Here is a 16,853-nt window from a genome sequence, read left to right on the forward strand (position 1 = left end):
AAACACCCGGGACCGGCTTGTCCCCCACCTCAACGTGCCCACGCTGCGGCGCTGGCTTTCGCTGCGGCATGGTGGCCGGCGACGCGCAATGCTGGTGCGTCAAGCTGCCGCACGTGATGCCCGTGCCTGCTTCAACTTCCCCGGCGGGCAAAGAGGCAAGCGCTGACAGCGCCAGCGCCGCCTCGTGCTACTGCCCGGCCTGCCTCCAGCTGATCACCGAGAACCGTGTCCGATGACTGCCACCACCTCTTTCCCCCCTGTCTCCTCTTCTCATCCGGCCCTGCACATCCCGGCGATCGCGCCCATCGCCGATGCCGCGCTGGCAGACCGGCTGCAGCACAAGATCGACCACAAGACCAAGCCCTTGGGCGCGCTGGGGGCGCTGGAAGGCCTGGCGCTGCAGCTGGGCCTGATCCAGCGCCGCGAGACCGTCACGCTGCACGAGCCGCAAATGGTGGTGTTTGCGGCCGACCACGGCATTGCCGCAGAAGGCGTTTCAGCCTATCCGCAGGCCGTCACCGTGCAGATGGTGGGCAACATGCTGGCCGGCGGCGCAGCCGTCAATGTGTTTGCCCGCCAGCATGGCTTTGCACTGCACGTGGTCGACGCCGGCGTCGCGGCTGAACTGCCCGCACACCCGCAACTGCTGCAGCGCAAGATCGCGCACGGTACGCGCAACCTCTGCAGCGAGCCCGCCATGTCGCCGGCCGAAGCCCATGCGGCGCTTCAGGCGGGCATGGCCGTCGTGCGGGCCCTGCCGGGCAACGTGGTGGCGCTGGGCGAAATGGGGATTGCCAACACCTCGGCGGCGGCCCTGCTGTTTGCGCGGCTGGCCGGCGCCAGCCTGGAGGACGCAACAGGGCGCGGCACGGGCCTGACCGACCCGCAGCTGCTGCACAAGCAGGGTGTGCTGATGCGCGCCCTGGAACGCCACGCCGACGCCACGCGGCCGCTTGACGCGCTCGCCGCGCTCGGTGGTTTTGAAATTGCCATGATGTGCGGCGCGATGCTGCAGGCCGCCAGCGAACGCCGCGTCGTGCTGGTCGACGGTTTCATCGCCGGCGCCGCGGCGCTGGTGGCCCACGCCCTGGCGCCGCAGGTGCGCGACTACCTGGTGTTCTGCCACCGCTCAGCCGAGCGTGGCCACGGCCTGCTGCTGGCCCACCTGAAGGCCACGCCGCTGCTTGAACTCGACCTGCGGCTGGGAGAAGGCACAGGCGCCCTGCTGGCCTGGCCGCTGGTGCAGTCGGCGGCGCTGTTCCTGGACGAGATGGCCAGCTTTGACTCGGCCGGCGTGAGCGGCAAGGAGAGCCCCTGAATGCGCCCGGATGTCGCCACGATGTCGCCATGACACCAACATAACGCCGCCATGACATCCCCATGAACCTGATCAGCCAATTTGTGCGTGAGTACCTGCTCGCCGTCCAGTTCTTCACCCGCATACCCGTCGTGGGGCGGCTGGCCGACTGGGTAGGCTACAGCCCCGAACTGCTGCGCGCCAGCGCTGGCCACTTTCCGGGCATCGGCATCCTGGTTGGCACACTGGCGGCACTGGTGTATTGGTTATTGCAGGCCCTGCTGCCCGACACCCCCTTCACACCGCTGGTGGCCACCGTCCTGTCCACCGCCGCCACCGTGCTGTTGACGGGCGGTTTTCATGAAGACGGGCTGGCCGATGTGGCCGATGGCCTGGGCGGCAGCCAGGACCGCGACCGCGCGCTGGAGATCATGAAAGACTCGCGCGTGGGTGCGTTTGGCGCCATGGCGCTGATGCTGGCGCTGCTGGGCAAGGTCGCCCTGCTGGCGATGCTGGGCTCGGTCGAGGGCAGCCTTCCCGAGGGCGGGGACGACGCCCCTTTCAGCAATTGGTACATCTGCGCCGCGCTGCTGACGGGCCACGTGGTCTCGCGCGGCCTGCCGCTGTTGCTGATCTGGCTGCTGCCGCACGTCGGCAACACTGCAAGCTCCAAGTCCAAGCCGCTGGCCGACCAGATTTCCCAGGGCAGCCTGCTGGTCGCATTCATCTGGTCATTTGTCGTGCTGGCCCTTGCAGGCCTGGCGCTGGATGCCATCAGTTTGATAACAGCCTGCAGCTTTGCCATGCTGGCGCTGTTGTGGATGGGGGCGCTCTTCAAACGGCGCCTGCAGGGCTTCACCGGCGACTGCCTCGGCGCCACGCAGCAGGTCTGCGAAATCGCCTTCTACCTGGGTCTGGCCGTTAGTTTGTGAATATGGCCCCCACGCTTGTCGCTTCGCGTACTGCGCTGCCCCCCGAGGGGGCGCATTTCGCCTTGGGGCGGCCCGGCGGCGAAACCCTGGCCCCCACGCCTGTCGCTTCGCGTACTGCGCTGCCCCCCGAGGGGGCCGCTGCGCCTGCGGCCCGGCTAAGCCGGTTCCGCGGCCCCTGCTGGGTTAAGACCCCACCTTGCCTTGATAGGCCCCCCACGCTTGTCGCTTCAGAAATGCGCCGGAGGACCTCTCCTCGATGAAGCTCTGGCTGGTCCGTCATGCGCAGCCCTTGATTGGGCCCGGCATTTGCTACGGCCGGCACCCGGTGGCGGCCGATGCGGGCGCGACGGCGCACTGTGCGCAGTCGCTGACCCGCTTGCTGCCTGAGGGCTGCCGCGTCGCCAGCTCGCCGCTAGCAAGGTGCGAGCAGCTGTCTAGGACTCTGCAAGGACTGCGGCCCGACTTGACTTATGAATCAGACCCGCGCCTGCAGGAAATGGATTTCGGCCAGTGGGAAGGCCGCGCCTGGCAGGACATTGCCCCGGCCGAGCTGCAGGCATGGACCGACGACTTTGCGAACTACGCCGTCGGTGGCGACGGAGAAAGCGTCAGCCAGGTGATGGCGCGCGTCGCCTCTGCCTTCGACGAATTGCAGGGTCCGGCAGGCACGCTGTGGATCACGCACGCGGGCGTCATGCGGGCGGTACACCTGCTGGCGCGCGGCCTGCGCCAGGTCGCGCGTGCCGACCAATGGCCGATGGGTGCACTGGCTTATGGACAATGGTGCACACTGGAACTGGTATGAACACCCCCGTTGCTTGCTCACTGCGTGTAGCCGCCTCCCCCCTTGCAGGGGGCGACACCTGCGGCCTGGCAGAGCCAGTTCCGCGGCGTCTGCTGGTATCGCGTCGCACACGGGTGATCAGCGCCAAATGAAGCCATACCCAAAACCGACCTAACAACACCAAGGCATCACAACATGGCAGCAAATCTGGACGGTCAGCTCGTGGTGGCGATCTCGTCGCGCGCGCTGTTTGATTTCGAGGAAGAGAACCGTATTTTTGAAACGGGCCTGATGCAGGAAGCGCCGCCGGGGGCCAAAAAAGATGCGGCCTACATGAAGCTGCAGCTGGAGCGGCTCGACGTGCCGGCCAAGCCCGGCGTGGCGTTCTCGCTGGTCAAGAAACTGCTGGCATTCAATGACGCCCCTGAAAGCCAGGGCGAAGCGGCCAGCCCGGCCGCGCCGAGCCAGCGGGTGGAGGTGGTGATCCTGTCGCGCAACGACCCGGTCTCGGGCATGCGCGTGTTCCGCTCGGCGCAGCATTATGGCCTGAAGATCGAGCGCGGCACCTTCAACCGCGGCGAAGCGCCGTGGCGCTACCTGAAGCCCCTGCATGCCAACCTCTTTTTGTCGGCCCACCTCAGCGACGTGCGCGACGCGCTGGTTGCCGGCGTGCCCGCCGCACAGGTGTACCCGCACTCGGTGCGTGCCAGCGACGCGCATCCGCACGAAGTGCGCATTGCTTTTGACGGCGATGCAGTGCTGTTCTCCGACGAGGCCGAGCGCGTCTTCCAGTCGCAGGGCCTCACGGCCTTCCAGCAGCACGAGCGCGACAAGGCCACGCAGCCGCTGCTGGCCGGGCCGTTCAAACCGCTGCTGGAGGCGCTGCACCGCCTGCAACAGGCGGGCACCTCGCGCATGCGCATACGCACCGCGCTGGTCACCGCGCGCAGCGCCCCGGCGCACGAGCGCGCCATCCGCACTCTGATGGACTGGAACATCGAAGTCGATGAAGCGATGTTCCTCGGCGGGCTGGCCAAGGGCGAGTTCCTGCGCGAGTTCGAACCCGATTTTTTCTTTGACGACCAGACCGGCCATGTGCACTCGGCGGCCCAGCATGTGCCCTCGGGCCACGTGGCCAGCGGCGTATCCAACCAGTTGTCACCAAAAGGTTTGCCAGAATGAATGTTCCTGCCAGCACTGCCAGCACTCCCGGCCCCGCCGGCTTCCTCGCCAAATTCAGCGCCTTCCGGCTGTTCGGCGCACGCGTCTGGGCCCTGTCGGCGCCTTACTTCCAGTCGGAAGACAAATGGAAAGCGCGCGGCCTGCTGCTGGCCATCGTCGTCCTGAACCTGGGCGCGGTCTACATGCTGGTGCTGCTCAATGAATGGAACCGGGTGTTTTACGACGCCTTGCAAAACAAGGACGCGGCAGTGTTCTGGACGCAGCTGGGGCGCTTTACCTACCTGGCCTTCGCCTTCATCCTGATTGCGGTGTACCGCTTCTACCTCACCCAGTTGCTGGAGGTGCGCTGGCGCGCCTGGATGACGACACACTACCTGAAACGCTGGCTCGCCGACCACGCGTTTTACAAGCTGGAGCTGGGCCGCTTCACCGGCGCAGCCAAAGACGCGCTGAACACGAAGGACACCCCGGACAACCCGGACCAGCGTATCCAGGAAGACATCAACCTCTTCACCTCCTACAGCATTTCACTGAGCATGGGCCTGCTCAATGCGGTGGTCACGCTGCTCAGCTTTGTCGGCATCCTCTGGTCTCTCTCGGGTGCTTTCGCATTCACGCTGGGCGGCACGAGTTACAGCATTCCGGGCTTCATGGTCTGGATGGCCGTGCTTTACTGCGCCCTGGGTAGCGTGCTCACGCACTACATCGGCCGTCCGCAGATCAGGCTCAACTTCCTGCAACAGCGTTATGAAGCCGATTTTCGCCACCACATGGTGCGGGTGCGCGAATACAGCGAAGCGATTGCGCTGGACAAGGGCGAAACCGTGGAGCGCGTGCACCTGGACACGCGCTTTGCCGCCGTGCTGGCCAATTACCTGCTGCTGATCAAAAAGCAGAAGAACCTGGTGTGGTTCACCAACTTCTTTGGCCAGGCCGCCGTGGTGTTTCCTTTCATCGTGGCGGCACCGCGGTTTTTCAGCGGCGCCATCCAGCTCGGCGAGCTGATGCAAATCGCGTCGGCCTTCGGGCGGGTGCAGGACTCGCTGAGCTGGCTGGTCGACAACTACAGCAGCCTGGCCGCGTGGCGCGCCACGACCGACCGCCTGACCAGCTTTGAAGACCACATCGCGGCGATGACCGAGCAAGGACGCGCGCAACTGGCTGCCAATTTGATAGCAAACGAAGCCTCCCCGCTGGCCGGCGCTGACACGCTCGCGGCCCGCGACCTGACGCTGGCCCTGCCCTCGGGCGCCACGCTGCTGAGCGGCGTGTCCGTGCAGGCGGCACCCGGCGAAAGCGTGCTGGTGAAGGGCCCGTCGGGCAGTGGCAAGTCCACGCTGTTCCGGGCGCTGGCGGGCATCTGGCCGTTCTCGCGAGGCCAGACACAGTTGCCGCGGGACGCGATGTTCATTCCGCAGCGTCCCTATTTCCCCGACGGCGCGCTGCGCGATGCGCTGGCCTACCCGCAACCGGCCGCGCGCTACAGTGACGAAGCCCTGCAGCAGGCGCTGTCTGACGCGCTGTTGCCCCAGCTGGCCAGCCGGCTGGACGACAAGGATGCCTGGACCCAGAAGCTGTCGGGCGGCGAGCAGCAGCGCCTGGCGATTGCCCGCGTGCTGCTGAAAAAGCCCGCCTGGATTTTTGCCGATGAAGCGACCAGCGCGCTGGACGAAGCGGCCGAGAAAACGCTGTATGAAAAACTGCTGGCGCATGTGAAGGCCATGCATGGCGGCATCGTCTCGATTGCCCACCGCCCCACGGCGGCGGCCTTTCACAGCAGGCTCTGGGAACTGGAAAAATTGCCGCCGGGTGGACCCGTGCTCTACCGGCTGCACGAAAGCCGGCCGCAGCAGACCCTCTGAAGACCCTCTGAAGCCCTACTGAAGACACACGAAAGAAATACGGAAAAGTCACTGAATGCCCGAAGAACCACTCAAGGCAACGCCGCCGTCCGCCACTGAATCGCTTTCGCCATGGACGCCCATCACCTACCCGGTGTTCCGCATGCTGTGGAGCACCTGGCTGGTGGCCAACATCTGTATGTGGATGAACGACGTGGCCGCCGCCTGGATGATGACGTCCATGACCACCACGCCGCTCTGGGTCGCGCTGGTGCAATCGGCCTCGACCCTGCCGGTCTTCCTGCTCGGCCTGCCCAGCGGTGCGCTGGCCGACATCCTGGACCGGCGGCGCTACTTCATCATGACGCAGTTCTGGATTGCCGGCGTGGCCACGCTGCTGTGTATCGCCGTGGTCTCGGGTGTGATGACGCCGCCGCTGCTGCTGGCCCTGACCTTTGCCAACGGCATCGGGCTGGCCATGCGCTGGCCGGTGTTCGCCGCCATCGTGCCCGAGCTGGTGCCGCGCCCGCAGTTGCCGGCCGCGCTGGCCTTGAACGGTGTGTCCATGAATGCCTCGCGCATCGTCGGCCCCCTGGTGGCAGGCGCGCTGATTGCCAGTGCCGGCACCGCCTGGGTGTTTGTTCTCAATGCCGTGCTGTCGGTCATCTCCGGCTTCATCATCATGCGCTGGCGGCGCGACCATGTACCCAGCCCGCTGGGGCGCGAACGCCTGGTCAGCGCCATGCGCGTGGGGCTGCAATTTGTGCGGCAGTCGCACCGCCTGCGGGCCGTGCTGGTGCGCGTCTCGCTGTTTTTCCTGCATTCCACTGCCCTGCTGGCCCTGCTGCCTCTGGTGGCGCGCAACCTGCACGGCGGCGGTGCCGGCACCTTCACGCTGCTGCTGGCCTCCATGGGGGCGGGCGCCATCATCGCCGCCATGTACCTGCCGCGCCTGCGCCAGATGATGCCGCGCGACACGCTGGTGCTGCGCTCCACCGTGCTGCAGTCGGCCTCCACCGCCGTGATGGCGCTGGCGCCGAATGTCTATGTCGCCGTGCCGGCCATGCTGCTCAATGGCATGGCCTGGATCTCCTGCGCCAATTCGCTCAGCGTGTCGGCCCAGCTGTCGCTGCCGGACTGGGTGCGGGCACGCGGCATGTCGATGTACCAGATGGCCATCATGGGCGCCAGCGCCCTGGGCGCTGCGCTGTGGGGCCAGGTGGCCACGGTGACCAGCGTGCCGACGGGCCTGCTGGTGGCCGCGCTGAGCGGCACGGTCACCATGCTGCTGGCCCAGCGCTGGGTCACGGACCTCAGCATCGAGGAAGACCTGACGCCTTCACGCGACTTCAAAGTGCCGGTGGCCAACGTGCCGCCCGGTGCAGGCCATGTGGTGGTCACCATTGAATACCAGATCGATCCGGCCCGTGCCGACGATTTTCGTGCCCTGATGCAGGAGAGCCGCCGCAGCCGCCTGCGCCAGGGAGCGCTCGACTGGGCGCTGCTGCGCGACATCGGTAACCCGGGGCGCTACATCGAGCAGATCATCGACGAGTCATGGACCGAACACCTGCGGCGCTTTGACCGCGTGACCGCCAGCGACGTAGCGCTGCGCGAGCGCAAGCTCGCCTTTCACGTCGGAGAAGAGCCGCCGCTGGTCAACCGCTGCCTCGTGGAAGGCAGCTGAGGGTCTGGTATTGCTGCAGTACGCTGAGCCGTGAAGCTCAGGGCGTCCCCACATAACCGGCATAGCCGCGCGCCCGCAGCTCGCAGGCCGGGCATTGCCCGCAGCCGTAGCCCCAGGCCTGCCGGTGCGTGCGGTCGCCCAGGTAGCAGGTGTGGGTGTGCTCGATGATCAGCTCGACCAGCGCCTGGCCGCCCAGCGCATGGGCCAGACGCCAGGTGTCGGCCTTGTCGATCCACATCAGCGGTGTCTCGATCAGAAAGCGTTTGTCCATGCCCAGCGAGAGCGCCAGCTGCATGGCCTTGATGGTGTCGTCGCGGCAGTCGGGGTAGCCTGAAAAGTCGGTTTCGCAGACGCCGGTCACCAGCACCTGCAAATCGCGCCGATAGGCCAGCGCGGCCGCCAGCGTGAGAAACAGCAGGTTGCGCCCCGGCACAAAGGTGTTGGGCAGGCCCGAGTTTTCCATCTTGAAGGCCACGTCGCGCGTCAGCGAGGTATCGCTCACCTGCCCCAGCACGGCCAGGTCGAGCAGATGGTCTTCGCCCAGCTTGGGCGCCCAGTGCGGAAACCGGCTTTTGATTTCGCGCAGCACATTCAGGCGTGCATCCAGCTCCACCTTGTGGCGCTGGCCGTAGTCAAAGGCGACGGTCTCCACGCGCTCGTATTTGGAGAGCGCCTGGGCCAGGCAGGTGGTGGAATCCTGGCCACCGGAAAACAGCACAAGTGCGGAGGTATGCATGGCCGGCTTCACCCCTTTCTACAGCAGGCCGCGGCGCGCCAGGCTCTGCATCAACGCCGTGACGCCAAAAGTCCAGGGCGCGGCCTTGTCCGACGTGGTGACGCGGTTCACCAGGCTGCCCAGCTGCGGCGTCGCCACCGTCACCAGGTCGCCCACCACATGGGTGAAGCCCTGGCCAGGGCCGTGCCGGTCCTGCGTGGGTGCGAACATGGTCCCCAGAAACAACATGAAGCCATCAGGATACTGGTGGTTGGCGCCAATCGCCTGGGCCACCAGGTCCAGCGGGTCACGGCTGATCAGGCTCAGCGAACTGCCGCCTTTCATTTCGAAACCCTCCGGCCCGGTCACCGTCATGGCCAGCTCACTGCGGCGCACATCGTCCATGGTGAAGTGGTCGTCCAGCAGGCGAATGAAGGGGCCGATGGCGCACGAAGCGTTGTTGTCCTTGGCCTTGCCCAGCAGCAGCGCGCTGCGCCCTTCAAAGTCACGCAGGTTGACGTCATTGCCCAGCGAAGCGCCCTGCACCTCGCCGCGCGAATTCACCGCCAGCACGATTTCAGGCTCCGGGTTGTTCCAGTGGCTGCGCGGGTGCAGACCTACTTCAGCGCCCGTGCCCACCGCGCTCATGGGCTGGCTCTTGGTGAAGATTTCCGCGTCGGGCCCAATGCCGACCTCCAGGTATTGCGACCAGACGCCCTGGACAATCAGCACTTCCTTGAGCTGGGCCGCTTCCGGCGAACCGGGCTTGATGCTGCTGAGGTTCTCGCCCATGACGCTGACCACCGCGCTGCGCACGGACTCGGCCTTGCTGGCGTCGCCGCCGGCCTGCTCTTCAATCACCCGCTCCAGCATGGAAGCCACAAACGTGACTCCCGCCGCCTTGATGGCCTGCAAGTCGCACGGTGCGATCAGCCAGGGCAATTTCGGGTCGTGCGCGTCCGCATGCGAATTGGCCAGCACCTCGGCCGTGCCCGCCAGGCGCGGCAGCGACGGCGCGGCCGCACGCACGGCCCTGGCCAGGTCCGGCAACTCCAGCAGCTGGCTCGCAGTCGGCGCCAGGCTGGAGAGGTCAAACACGCCGCCGGGATTGACCAGCGCCAGCACAGGGCCGGAGCCCTCGACCCAGACCCGGCCGATCAGCAATGCATCGGGGGCGTCAACAGGCAGGGTCGCGGACGGGCTCAATAAATTTTTCATGGTGGTGTGGCGAATGGAACGCGTATTAACGGGGTTACGGGTAATTTACGGGTGGTACGGATAACCGTATTTTGACAAGGGGAGGATGTGCAATTTCATGAGTTGCAACCTCAATGCTAATGCTACAGCGCTGCAAGGCGCCGGCTCATCACCAGGCCGTGCTGCCGGCCATTCAACCTCTTTTTTGCAAGGTTAAGTGAGTTCGCGTCCGCTTATACGGGAAAACCCTATACTGAACCGACACCTGCAGGGCATTTCGCCCGCCGTGAAGGAGTTCATTTGATCGACAGTGGAGCAACACCGCGACGCGCCAAAGCCCCAAAGCAGTCAAGCCTGGCGCGGCTCAAGCGCCTGCTGGGCCCCCGCCTCGCGCCGGCCCCCGCATCCAGCCCCGGCACGGTGTCAAAAAGCTGGCTGGGTCGGCGCTCTCCAGCGGAGCGGCTCAACCTGGCGCTTCAGGGCGGCGGCGCCCATGGGGCCTTCACCTGGGGGGTATTGGATGCGCTGCTTGAAGACCCGCGCGTCCAGTTCGAGGGCCTGAGCGGCAGCAGTGCCGGCGCCATGAATGCCGTGGTGTTTGCAGACGGCTGGATGAAGGGCCAGCGCGAGGGCGCGCGCCAGGGCCTGGCCGACTTCTGGGGCGAGGTCGGAAAGCAGATGCCCTGGAGCATGATGACCCAGGGGCAGGGCGACGCCATCAGCCTGTCGCCGGCCAGCAAGATGCTGGCGAACTGGGCCGGGTATTTCTCGCCTTCGCAGCTCAACCCGCTGGACCTGAATCCCTTGCGCGACCTGCTCAACCGGCAGGTCGACTTCGAGCGCCTGCGCGCGGGCAGTCCGTTCAAGCTGTTCATCGGCACCACGCAGGTGAACACCGGCAAGCTGCGCGTGTTTCGGGAAAACGAACTCACGGCTGAGGTGCTGTTGGCCTCCGCCTGCCTGCCCAAGATCCATCACTCGGTGGAAATCGACGGCCAGCCGTATTGGGACGGCGGCTACTCGGCCAACCCGGCGGTGTTTCCGCTGTTCTACGACTGCGATTCACGCGATGTGCTGCTGGTCCTGCTGAGTCCGCTCGAGCGCAATGGCACGCCGCGCAGCGTGGAGGAGATCGAGGCGCGCATTGTGGAGCTGGCCTTCAACGCCACCTTCATGCGCGAGATGCGCATGTTCGCCCATGCGACGGAGTTTTCAAGCCTGCCCTTCCTGACCACGGGGCGGCTGGAGCGGCGACTGCAGAAGATGCGCTTTCACATGGTCGACTCCGCTGAGCTGGTGAGCCTGCAACGCACCGAAACCAAGCTGCTGGCACACGGCCCCTTTCTCGAACTGCTGCGGGAACAGGGGCGCGAGAGGGCCGGCACCTGGCTCTCGACGCATTACGAGGACGTTGGGCGGCGGTCAACGGTCGATGTGAAGAAGTGGTTCAGCTGAGAGTGGTTCAACTGAGCCGGCCTGCCCCCACCAGCGCCGGCGAGCCGCCGCAGCCCCGGGCGGCTCGCACAAGGCCCACGTGCAAGGCTATCGGCAGAGCTTGTTATGTCGTGGAATCACTACAACTTTTTTCCCAGAATTCATGACATGCGATGAACGGAATTGACGATAGCGCCAGGGCAACCGCCGCCGCACACTCTTCAGACGTTTTGAGCACCACATTCAGCGCAGCAGGTGATCGGACACGGGGCCAGCGAAGCCAGTGATTCGGAGAAGGCAGCGATGAAAACCGGTCATCCAGAGCGCCCTGTTTATTCAACTCCTTATTCAAAAAAAGAGACATTCATGACGCAGTCCAACAACCAGCTTTTCGATTTCCACCGTGCCAGCCTGAAGGCGACAGGCGATACGATCAGGTGGTCACTGGAGGGCGCGGAACGTTTGCGCAGCCATCAGCTTGCCGCTATCACCGAGGCCCTGGCATCCCATGCACAGGCCACCACCATGGTCAACGAGGCAAAGGACTTTGAAGAACTCGTCGCCGTATCGGCAAAGCTCGTGAACATCCAGTCCCGGACGATGATCGGCTACTGGAGCGGCCTCTACCAGATGGCCAGCGAGAGCCAGACCGAGGTTACCAAGCGCATGCAGGCCCAGGCGGAACAGATTCGGGAAAACTCCCGGAAAATTCTTGGCATCAGCACAGCTGGACAGGCGCCGATGCTGGCGGCGCTGCAACCGCTGGTGGACGCGGCCTCATCGGTTTACGACTTGGGCGCGCGCGCCACGGAAGAGGCGACGAAGTTCGCCACAGGCACCTGGAAAACTCCCCGCGCGGGTACGACCCGGGGGAACGGCGTGAATGGGCATCAAAAGTCGGCCTGAAGAAGCCGCCCACTAAGACATCGCCGGAGGTGCTGGAGCGAGACAAATTTGCCGGGACAGCGTGTCGCTGTCACCTGGCCATCCCCATCCAATGTTCTGTCACACCATGAGTTGCCGTCAATAACAAATTTTTCGCGTTTCAGTGGCCAGGTTCTTGCATGTCGTTAATTCAACCACGAAGCCGCGTTCCAGCTTACCCGGAGCGCAGGCTGCCTCAGGAGGAAGCGAATGTTGTCCCATCATGAATTGGCAAAATTATTTCTGATCAGCCGGGCGCCAGAACAGCTCGCCCTGGGCGACCCGGATGTCGGCTCGTTGATCGAAAAAAATCTGGTGGGTCTGCCGCGAATATCCGATGGCGGGAGCAATTTGCAAATCACGGGCCTCGGCATTGCAGTGCTGCGCGCACTGGACCGGCCGCAGCGCAGGCGTTCGGGCTACGCTCCATCTCACTAGCTCGCATCCGGCGATCGCGATGTGACGCGACGCCGTGAGCCTTGGAGCCGCGAACAAAACCCAGCGAAGCGGTCCTGGCCAGGCGTGCCGCCGCAGACAGTGCTATAGCTATAGCACGGCAAGGCGGCACAACGACGCCGTGAGGGTTTTGTTGACGGCTCTTATTGAACCAGGCTATTGTCGATCGCGTAGCGCGTCAGCTCGGCATTGCTGTGCACATCGAGTTTTGCGCAGATACGGGAACGGTAGGTGGTAATGGTACTGGCGCTCAGGTGCAGGCCGGCAGCGATGCGGGCCAGACTCTTGCCATCGACAATCTGCCTGAGGACTTCAAGTTCCCGGTCGGTCAGCGACTCATGGCCCCTTTTCCTGCGGCCGCCGCGTGTGCTACCGACATTGGCGGCCAGCTGATCGACCAGTTCAGCGCTGAGGTACTTGCCACCGGCGTGTGCCTTGCGCACCGCGGCGATCAGGCTGGCGGTGGGGCTGTCCTTGGTCAGGTAGCCGGCCGCGCCGTGTTTGAGTGCCCGCATGGCGTAGAGATCCTCGGCATACATGCTCAGCATCAGTACGGCGAGCCCGGGACACTCGGCGCGCAACATCTTCAGCAACTCCAGCCCGTTGCGCCCCGGCAATGCGATGTCCACCAGCGCCACGTCAAACGCCTGTTTGCGCACCAGGTTCAAGGCATCCCTAGCCGTCGGCGCCTCTCCCGTGACGTCGATGTCGGGCGCGGTGCCCAGCATCAAGCGCACCCCATTGCGCACAACAGCATGGTCATCCACCAGCAGGACCCGGATCCTGGGACCCGTCATTGCCGGTTCCCCGGCGGCCATGGCAGGCGCAGGGCAACCGTCGTGCCCTGCCCAGGCACCGGGATCATCTTCAGTTCCGCGCCACAGTGGCGTGCCCGCTCATGCATGCCGGCGATACCCCAGGATTCGCGCTGCCCCATGCGAACCAGGCCATTGCCGTTGTCCATCACTGCCACAGTCACCGCGCCATCCGCCTGCCGCACCTGGATGTCGACCCGCGAGGCCCCGGCATGACGCACGACATTGGTCAATGCTTCCTGGACAATGCGAAACACCGCATTGCTGGATTTGGCATCGAGCTGGGCGAGAACCTCGGTTTCATCGATGTCCACCCGGCAGGTCAGCCCCGCCTGCTTTTCAATCTGGCTCGCATACCACTCGATCGCTGCCCAGACGCCCAGCTGGTCCAGCACGCTGGGCCGCAAATCCGTGATGATCCGGCGCACGCTGGCCAGCGCGGTATCGGCCAGATCGGCGGCGTCGGCCAATTGCGGGTCTGATGGCAGGCCTCGCCGCACGCAGCGCTCCTGTGCAACCGACACATAGGCCTTGATACCCGTCAGCAGGCCGCCCAGCTCGTCGTGGATCTCCCGGGCGATCCGCTTGCGCTCCTCTTCCCGAATATGCTCCTGGTGGGCGGCCAGGCGACTGATGGCACGCTCAGCCTCCTCGCGCCGCATGATCTCGTGTTCGAGCGACTGCGCCTTGTGCTGCAGGCGCGCCATCGTGCGGTGAAAACGGTCCGGGTCGGCAAGCAGCGCCTGGTACTCCTCGCACGGGCTGACATGCGAATGCGCCGAACATATCGCGTCGAACACCTGCGACGGCGCTTCCGCCCCAAAAGCATCGACCGGATAGGCGCATAGCAGGGAGAACGCATGCTGCGTGGCAAGCTGGTTCCAAAGCTCTTCCAGCCGCAGCGCCGCCTGCGGCTTGCCATCGGCGCACAACAGGGCCACCATCTCCCCGAAAGCGTGCAGCCGCAGCGCGCCACCCCGCGTGGCCTGAGAGATGATGTCGCCCAGAAGAGCCGAGAAGCGCCTTTCGTCGGGCCAGTCATTGACCATGAATTGCTCAAGCGTTTGCCGGGCGTCGAGCGAAATAAACCGCTCGCGCGTATCGACGCCGTCGCGCTGAAGCTGCCCGGCAAATGCCGCGCGATGCACGGGCGTGGCGATCACGATGGCCGCGTCACCTGCGTCCAAGGCAGCGCTGACGTGGCCAGCCACCCTGGCGACCAGAAACGCCTCGTGTTCGTAAAACTGGACTTCATGAAAAGACATGGCTCCCTCATCAATGGCCCGCTTTTATTGCGGCCTGTGATTTTTTTTGATGCAACCGCCGGGATCTGGCCAGGTACCGGACCATAGCCGCCATGGCCGCATCTGCAAGGTGTGAAAAAACGTACGCTCGGATCTTGCGATGGTACGTTACAAAAAAAGCGCATCCATCTTAATGCCATCACAAAAATAGTTGCAAACCACAGGTCTTCCACGCAACGCCCATGGTTGCCCAACGCAGCCAGCGCCCCCGGTCGGACGCGGGCTCCGACGATGCGCTTCGGCCTGCCCGGGCGGGCAGGCACTTCGCGCAACGCACGGACGCCGCGTCAGGAAATCCAGTAGCACCACACGGCCATCGCCAGCGGATGCTCAGGCCCCGCGCCGCCAGGCCTCATAGCGCGTCCGGTTTTCTTCGTTGGGCGGGTACAGGCCGGGCAGCGGCGAGCCCTGGCTCACCTGCTGCATGATCCACTCCTCAAGACGCTCATGCTCTACAGCGGCCTCCACAACCTCGTCGATCAGCGCAGCAGGAATCAGCACCGCGCCGTCGGTATCGACAACGACCACATCGTTGGGGAACACCGCAACACCGCCGCAGCCCACGGGCTCCTGCCAGTTGACAAAGGTGAGTCCCGTAACCGACGCCGGCGCGGCCGTGCCCTGGCACCAGACGGGCAAGCCGGTGTCCAGCACGCCCGACAGGTCGCGCACGACGCCATCGGTGACCAGCGCGGCGACACCGCGCTTTTGCATGCGGGTGCAGAGAATGTCGCCGAAGATGCCGGCATCGGTCACCCCCAGGGCTCCCACCACCGCGACAACGCCCTCGGGCATGGCTTCGATGGCCGCGCGCGTCGAAATCGGGGCGCCCCATGAGGCCGGCGTGGCCAGGTCCTCGCGGGCAGGTACAAACCGCAGCGTGAAGGCGCGCCCCACCTGGCGCGGCTGATCGGGGCGCAGGGGGCGCGTGCCGCGCATCCAGACATTGCGCAGGCCCTTTTTGAGCAGCACCGTGGTCAGGGTGGCAGTGGTGATGCGCTTGAGCGTTTCGATGACTTCTGGGTTCAGCGGGATGACCGGGGTCTGTGGCATTGGAAGCTCCATGGAGGTAGATATAGCAATGATGCACCGGATTTCCGGCGCGCACGTCGCACAGGGTCACGCTCATGCCATCACGCTTCTGCCGTCACTCCCCTGCCATTACTTCCAGGCAGTCCCCTGCCACCCTGCCCTAGCGGAAAAACAGCAACCGGGTGATGAAAGTGTGGTCAGCTTCGGCAGCCATCAGGCCGACCAGCACCAGCACGGCCAGCGGCGGAACCAGGATGGCATAGACCAGCGCCAGCCGCTCCCAGGCCATGTGCATGAACACCGCCACGATGAGCCCGGCCTTGAGCAGCATGAAGACCAGGATCAGGCCCCAGCGCAAGTAGCCCTGGAAGTGGAAGTAATCCACCAGGTAGGACAGCGTGCTGAGCACGAAAAGCAGGCCCCAGACCTTGAGGTACAGGCCGATCGGATGTTGCTGGCCGGAGGAAGATGGCGATGAGGAGGGCGATTGGGAGGAGGACATGGTCAACCTTTCAGCAGGGGCGGTCACCAGAGATAGAACAACGCAAAGATGAACACCCAGACCAGGTCGACGAAGTGCCAGTACAGCCCGGCGATCTCGACGATCTGGTAGTTGCCCGTCTGTTCGTAGCGGCCGCGCAGCAGGCGCGTGGCCACCACCAGCAGATAGATGACGCCGGCCGTCACATGCAGGCCGTGAAAACCGGTGATCATGAAGAAGGCCGAGCCGAACTGGGCTGCGCCCATCGGGTTGCCCCAGGGCCGTATGCCCTCCTCCAGTATCAGCTTGGACCACTCGAACGCCTGCATGGCGACGAAGGTCTCACCCAGCGTGGCAGTCACAATCATCAGCACGGCCGCGTTGATGCGGTCACGCCGGTAGGCGCAGTTCACTGCCATGGCCATGGTGCCGCTGCTGCTGATGAGCACAAAGGTCATGATGGCAATCAGCAGCAGGGGCACCTCGGCGCCGCCCACATGCAATGCGAATACCTGGCTCGCGTTGGGCCAGGGCACGGTGGTCGACACGCGCACCGTCATGTAGCCCGTGAGGAAGCAGCTGAAGATGAAGGTGTCGCTGAGCAGGAAGATCCACATCATCGCCTTGCCCCACGAGACGTGGAAGGCCTCGCGGTCGGACGACCAGTCGGATACCAGCCCGCGCCAGCCGGCCACCGCACCGGCACTGGCGGCGGCGGCGGTGCTTGGGGGTGAAGCCATCGATATCGTGGTGTCCATGGAGCCTCCAGGAG

General features: G+C 64.9%; 17 protein-coding genes. 10 read left to right on the forward strand and 7 right to left on the reverse strand.

Annotated elements, in window-relative coordinates:
- The first annotated feature begins 68 nt into the window (after positions 1–68).
- The 7 genes from AC1DUR_RS07960 (at position 69) to AC1DUR_RS07990 (ending at position 7,723) form a co-directional block, all read left to right on the forward strand.
- Positions 69–236 carry a cysteine-rich CWC family protein gene (locus tag AC1DUR_RS07960; protein WP_477721522.1) on the forward strand — a complete coding sequence of 56 codons (168 nt, stop codon included), beginning with the start codon at positions 69–71 and terminating at the stop codon, positions 234–236.
- On the forward strand, positions 233–1,318 hold the full coding sequence (gene cobT, locus AC1DUR_RS07965) for a nicotinate-nucleotide--dimethylbenzimidazole phosphoribosyltransferase (RefSeq protein WP_477717625.1): 1,086 nt from the start codon (positions 233–235) through the stop codon (positions 1,316–1,318). Before AC1DUR_RS07960 ends, cobT begins: the two co-directional genes overlap by 4 nt.
- A 62-nt stretch (positions 1,319–1,380) precedes the next feature.
- A complete protein-coding gene (locus tag AC1DUR_RS07970) occupies positions 1,381–2,229 on the forward strand; it encodes an adenosylcobinamide-GDP ribazoletransferase (RefSeq protein WP_477717624.1) in 849 nt (282 codons plus the stop codon).
- Between the two features lie 256 nt (positions 2,230–2,485).
- Entirely contained in the window at positions 2,486–3,034 is a 549-nt protein-coding gene (locus AC1DUR_RS07975; protein WP_477717623.1) for a histidine phosphatase family protein, read from the forward strand.
- A 174-nt stretch (positions 3,035–3,208) separates the two neighbouring features.
- On the forward strand, positions 3,209–4,195 hold the full coding sequence (locus AC1DUR_RS07980) for a 5'-nucleotidase (protein WP_477717622.1): 987 nt from the start codon (positions 3,209–3,211) through the stop codon (positions 4,193–4,195).
- Complete coding sequence (locus tag AC1DUR_RS07985; protein WP_477717621.1) at positions 4,192–6,057, forward strand: ABC transporter ATP-binding protein/permease; 1,866 nt, start codon at positions 4,192–4,194, stop codon at positions 6,055–6,057. The genes AC1DUR_RS07980 and AC1DUR_RS07985 overlap by 4 nt, the downstream gene beginning before the upstream one ends.
- A 55-nt stretch (positions 6,058–6,112) precedes the next feature.
- Positions 6,113–7,723: an MFS transporter gene (locus tag AC1DUR_RS07990; RefSeq protein WP_477717620.1), complete on the forward strand. Its 1,611-nt coding sequence runs from the start codon at positions 6,113–6,115 to the stop codon at positions 7,721–7,723.
- A 37-nt stretch (positions 7,724–7,760) separates the two neighbouring features.
- Here the strand turns inward: AC1DUR_RS07990 and queC are convergent, their stop codons facing one another.
- Positions 7,761–8,459: a 7-cyano-7-deazaguanine synthase QueC gene (queC, locus tag AC1DUR_RS07995; RefSeq protein ID WP_477717619.1), complete on the reverse strand. Its 699-nt coding sequence runs from the start codon at positions 8,457–8,459 to the stop codon at positions 7,761–7,763.
- Between the two features lie 18 nt (positions 8,460–8,477).
- Positions 8,478–9,656, reverse strand: a complete 1,179-nt coding sequence (locus AC1DUR_RS08000) for a fumarylacetoacetate hydrolase family protein (protein WP_477717618.1) — start codon at positions 9,654–9,656, stop codon at positions 8,478–8,480.
- 279 nt (positions 9,657–9,935) lie between these two features.
- Here AC1DUR_RS08000 and AC1DUR_RS08005 point away from each other — a divergent pair, with 279 nt between their 5' ends.
- From AC1DUR_RS08005 to AC1DUR_RS08015, 3 genes are all read left to right on the forward strand, one after another.
- Positions 9,936–11,090, forward strand: a complete 1,155-nt coding sequence (locus tag AC1DUR_RS08005) for a patatin-like phospholipase family protein (RefSeq protein WP_477717617.1) — start codon at positions 9,936–9,938, stop codon at positions 11,088–11,090.
- Between the two features lie 345 nt (positions 11,091–11,435).
- On the forward strand, positions 11,436–11,975 hold the full coding sequence (locus AC1DUR_RS08010; RefSeq protein ID WP_477717616.1) for a phasin family protein: 540 nt from the start codon (positions 11,436–11,438) through the stop codon (positions 11,973–11,975).
- A gap of 228 nt (positions 11,976–12,203) precedes the next feature.
- Entirely contained in the window at positions 12,204–12,431 is a 228-nt protein-coding gene (locus tag AC1DUR_RS08015) for a hypothetical protein (protein ID WP_477717615.1), read from the forward strand.
- Positions 12,432–12,592: 161 nt separating this feature from the next.
- Here the strand turns inward: AC1DUR_RS08015 and AC1DUR_RS08020 are convergent, their stop codons facing one another.
- From AC1DUR_RS08020 to AC1DUR_RS08040, 5 genes are all read right to left on the reverse strand, one after another.
- The gene (locus AC1DUR_RS08020; protein ID WP_477717614.1) at positions 12,593–13,246 is read right to left on the reverse strand and encodes a response regulator; all 654 of its coding nucleotides are present in this window, start codon (positions 13,244–13,246) and stop codon (positions 12,593–12,595) included.
- Positions 13,243–14,529, reverse strand: coding sequence for an MEDS domain-containing protein (locus AC1DUR_RS08025; protein ID WP_477717613.1), 1,287 nt, complete (start codon positions 14,527–14,529; stop codon positions 13,243–13,245). The genes AC1DUR_RS08020 and AC1DUR_RS08025 overlap by 4 nt, the downstream gene beginning before the upstream one ends.
- A gap of 369 nt (positions 14,530–14,898) precedes the next feature.
- Positions 14,899–15,621, reverse strand: coding sequence for a ribonuclease activity regulator RraA (locus tag AC1DUR_RS08030; RefSeq protein WP_477717612.1), 723 nt, complete (start codon positions 15,619–15,621; stop codon positions 14,899–14,901).
- Between the two features lie 139 nt (positions 15,622–15,760).
- Positions 15,761–16,102: a cytochrome C oxidase subunit IV family protein gene (locus AC1DUR_RS08035; RefSeq protein WP_477717611.1), complete on the reverse strand. Its 342-nt coding sequence runs from the start codon at positions 16,100–16,102 to the stop codon at positions 15,761–15,763.
- A gap of 23 nt (positions 16,103–16,125) precedes the next feature.
- Complete coding sequence (locus AC1DUR_RS08040) at positions 16,126–16,821, reverse strand: heme-copper oxidase subunit III family protein (protein ID WP_477717780.1); 696 nt, start codon at positions 16,819–16,821, stop codon at positions 16,126–16,128.
- Positions 16,822–16,853 lie beyond the last annotated feature (32 nt).

The sequence above is a fragment of the Polaromonas sp. P4_F4 genome (assembly GCF_056401355.1).

Excerpts from the sequence above, each read along its gene's own strand:
- AC1DUR_RS07990 (WP_477717620.1), top strand. The coding sequence starts at position 6,113 with ATGCCCGAAGAACCACTCAAGGCAACGCCGCCGTCCGCCACTGAATCG.
- AC1DUR_RS08030 (WP_477717612.1), bottom strand. The coding sequence starts at position 15,621 with ATGCCACAGACCCCGGTCATCCCGCTGAACCCAGAAGTCATCGAAACG.
- queC (WP_477717619.1), bottom strand. The coding sequence starts at position 8,459 with ATGCATACCTCCGCACTTGTGCTGTTTTCCGGTGGCCAGGATTCCACC.
- AC1DUR_RS08015 (WP_477717615.1), top strand. The coding sequence starts at position 12,204 with ATGTTGTCCCATCATGAATTGGCAAAATTATTTCTGATCAGCCGGGCG.
- AC1DUR_RS08000 (WP_477717618.1), bottom strand. The coding sequence starts at position 9,656 with ATGAAAAATTTATTGAGCCCGTCCGCGACCCTGCCTGTTGACGCCCCC.
- AC1DUR_RS08035 (WP_477717611.1), bottom strand. The coding sequence starts at position 16,102 with ATGTCCTCCTCCCAATCGCCCTCCTCATCGCCATCTTCCTCCGGCCAG.
- cobT (WP_477717625.1), top strand. The coding sequence starts at position 233 with ATGACTGCCACCACCTCTTTCCCCCCTGTCTCCTCTTCTCATCCGGCC.
- AC1DUR_RS08025 (WP_477717613.1), bottom strand. The coding sequence starts at position 14,529 with ATGTCTTTTCATGAAGTCCAGTTTTACGAACACGAGGCGTTTCTGGTC.
- AC1DUR_RS07975 (WP_477717623.1), top strand. The coding sequence starts at position 2,486 with ATGAAGCTCTGGCTGGTCCGTCATGCGCAGCCCTTGATTGGGCCCGGC.
- AC1DUR_RS07985 (WP_477717621.1), top strand. The coding sequence starts at position 4,192 with ATGAATGTTCCTGCCAGCACTGCCAGCACTCCCGGCCCCGCCGGCTTC.
- AC1DUR_RS07960 (WP_477721522.1), top strand. The coding sequence starts at position 69 with ATGGTGGCCGGCGACGCGCAATGCTGGTGCGTCAAGCTGCCGCACGTG.
- AC1DUR_RS08040 (WP_477717780.1), bottom strand. The coding sequence starts at position 16,821 with ATGGCTTCACCCCCAAGCACCGCCGCCGCCGCCAGTGCCGGTGCGGTG.
- AC1DUR_RS08010 (WP_477717616.1), top strand. The coding sequence starts at position 11,436 with ATGACGCAGTCCAACAACCAGCTTTTCGATTTCCACCGTGCCAGCCTG.
- AC1DUR_RS08020 (WP_477717614.1), bottom strand. The coding sequence starts at position 13,246 with ATGACGGGTCCCAGGATCCGGGTCCTGCTGGTGGATGACCATGCTGTT.
- AC1DUR_RS07970 (WP_477717624.1), top strand. The coding sequence starts at position 1,381 with ATGAACCTGATCAGCCAATTTGTGCGTGAGTACCTGCTCGCCGTCCAG.
- AC1DUR_RS07980 (WP_477717622.1), top strand. The coding sequence starts at position 3,209 with ATGGCAGCAAATCTGGACGGTCAGCTCGTGGTGGCGATCTCGTCGCGC.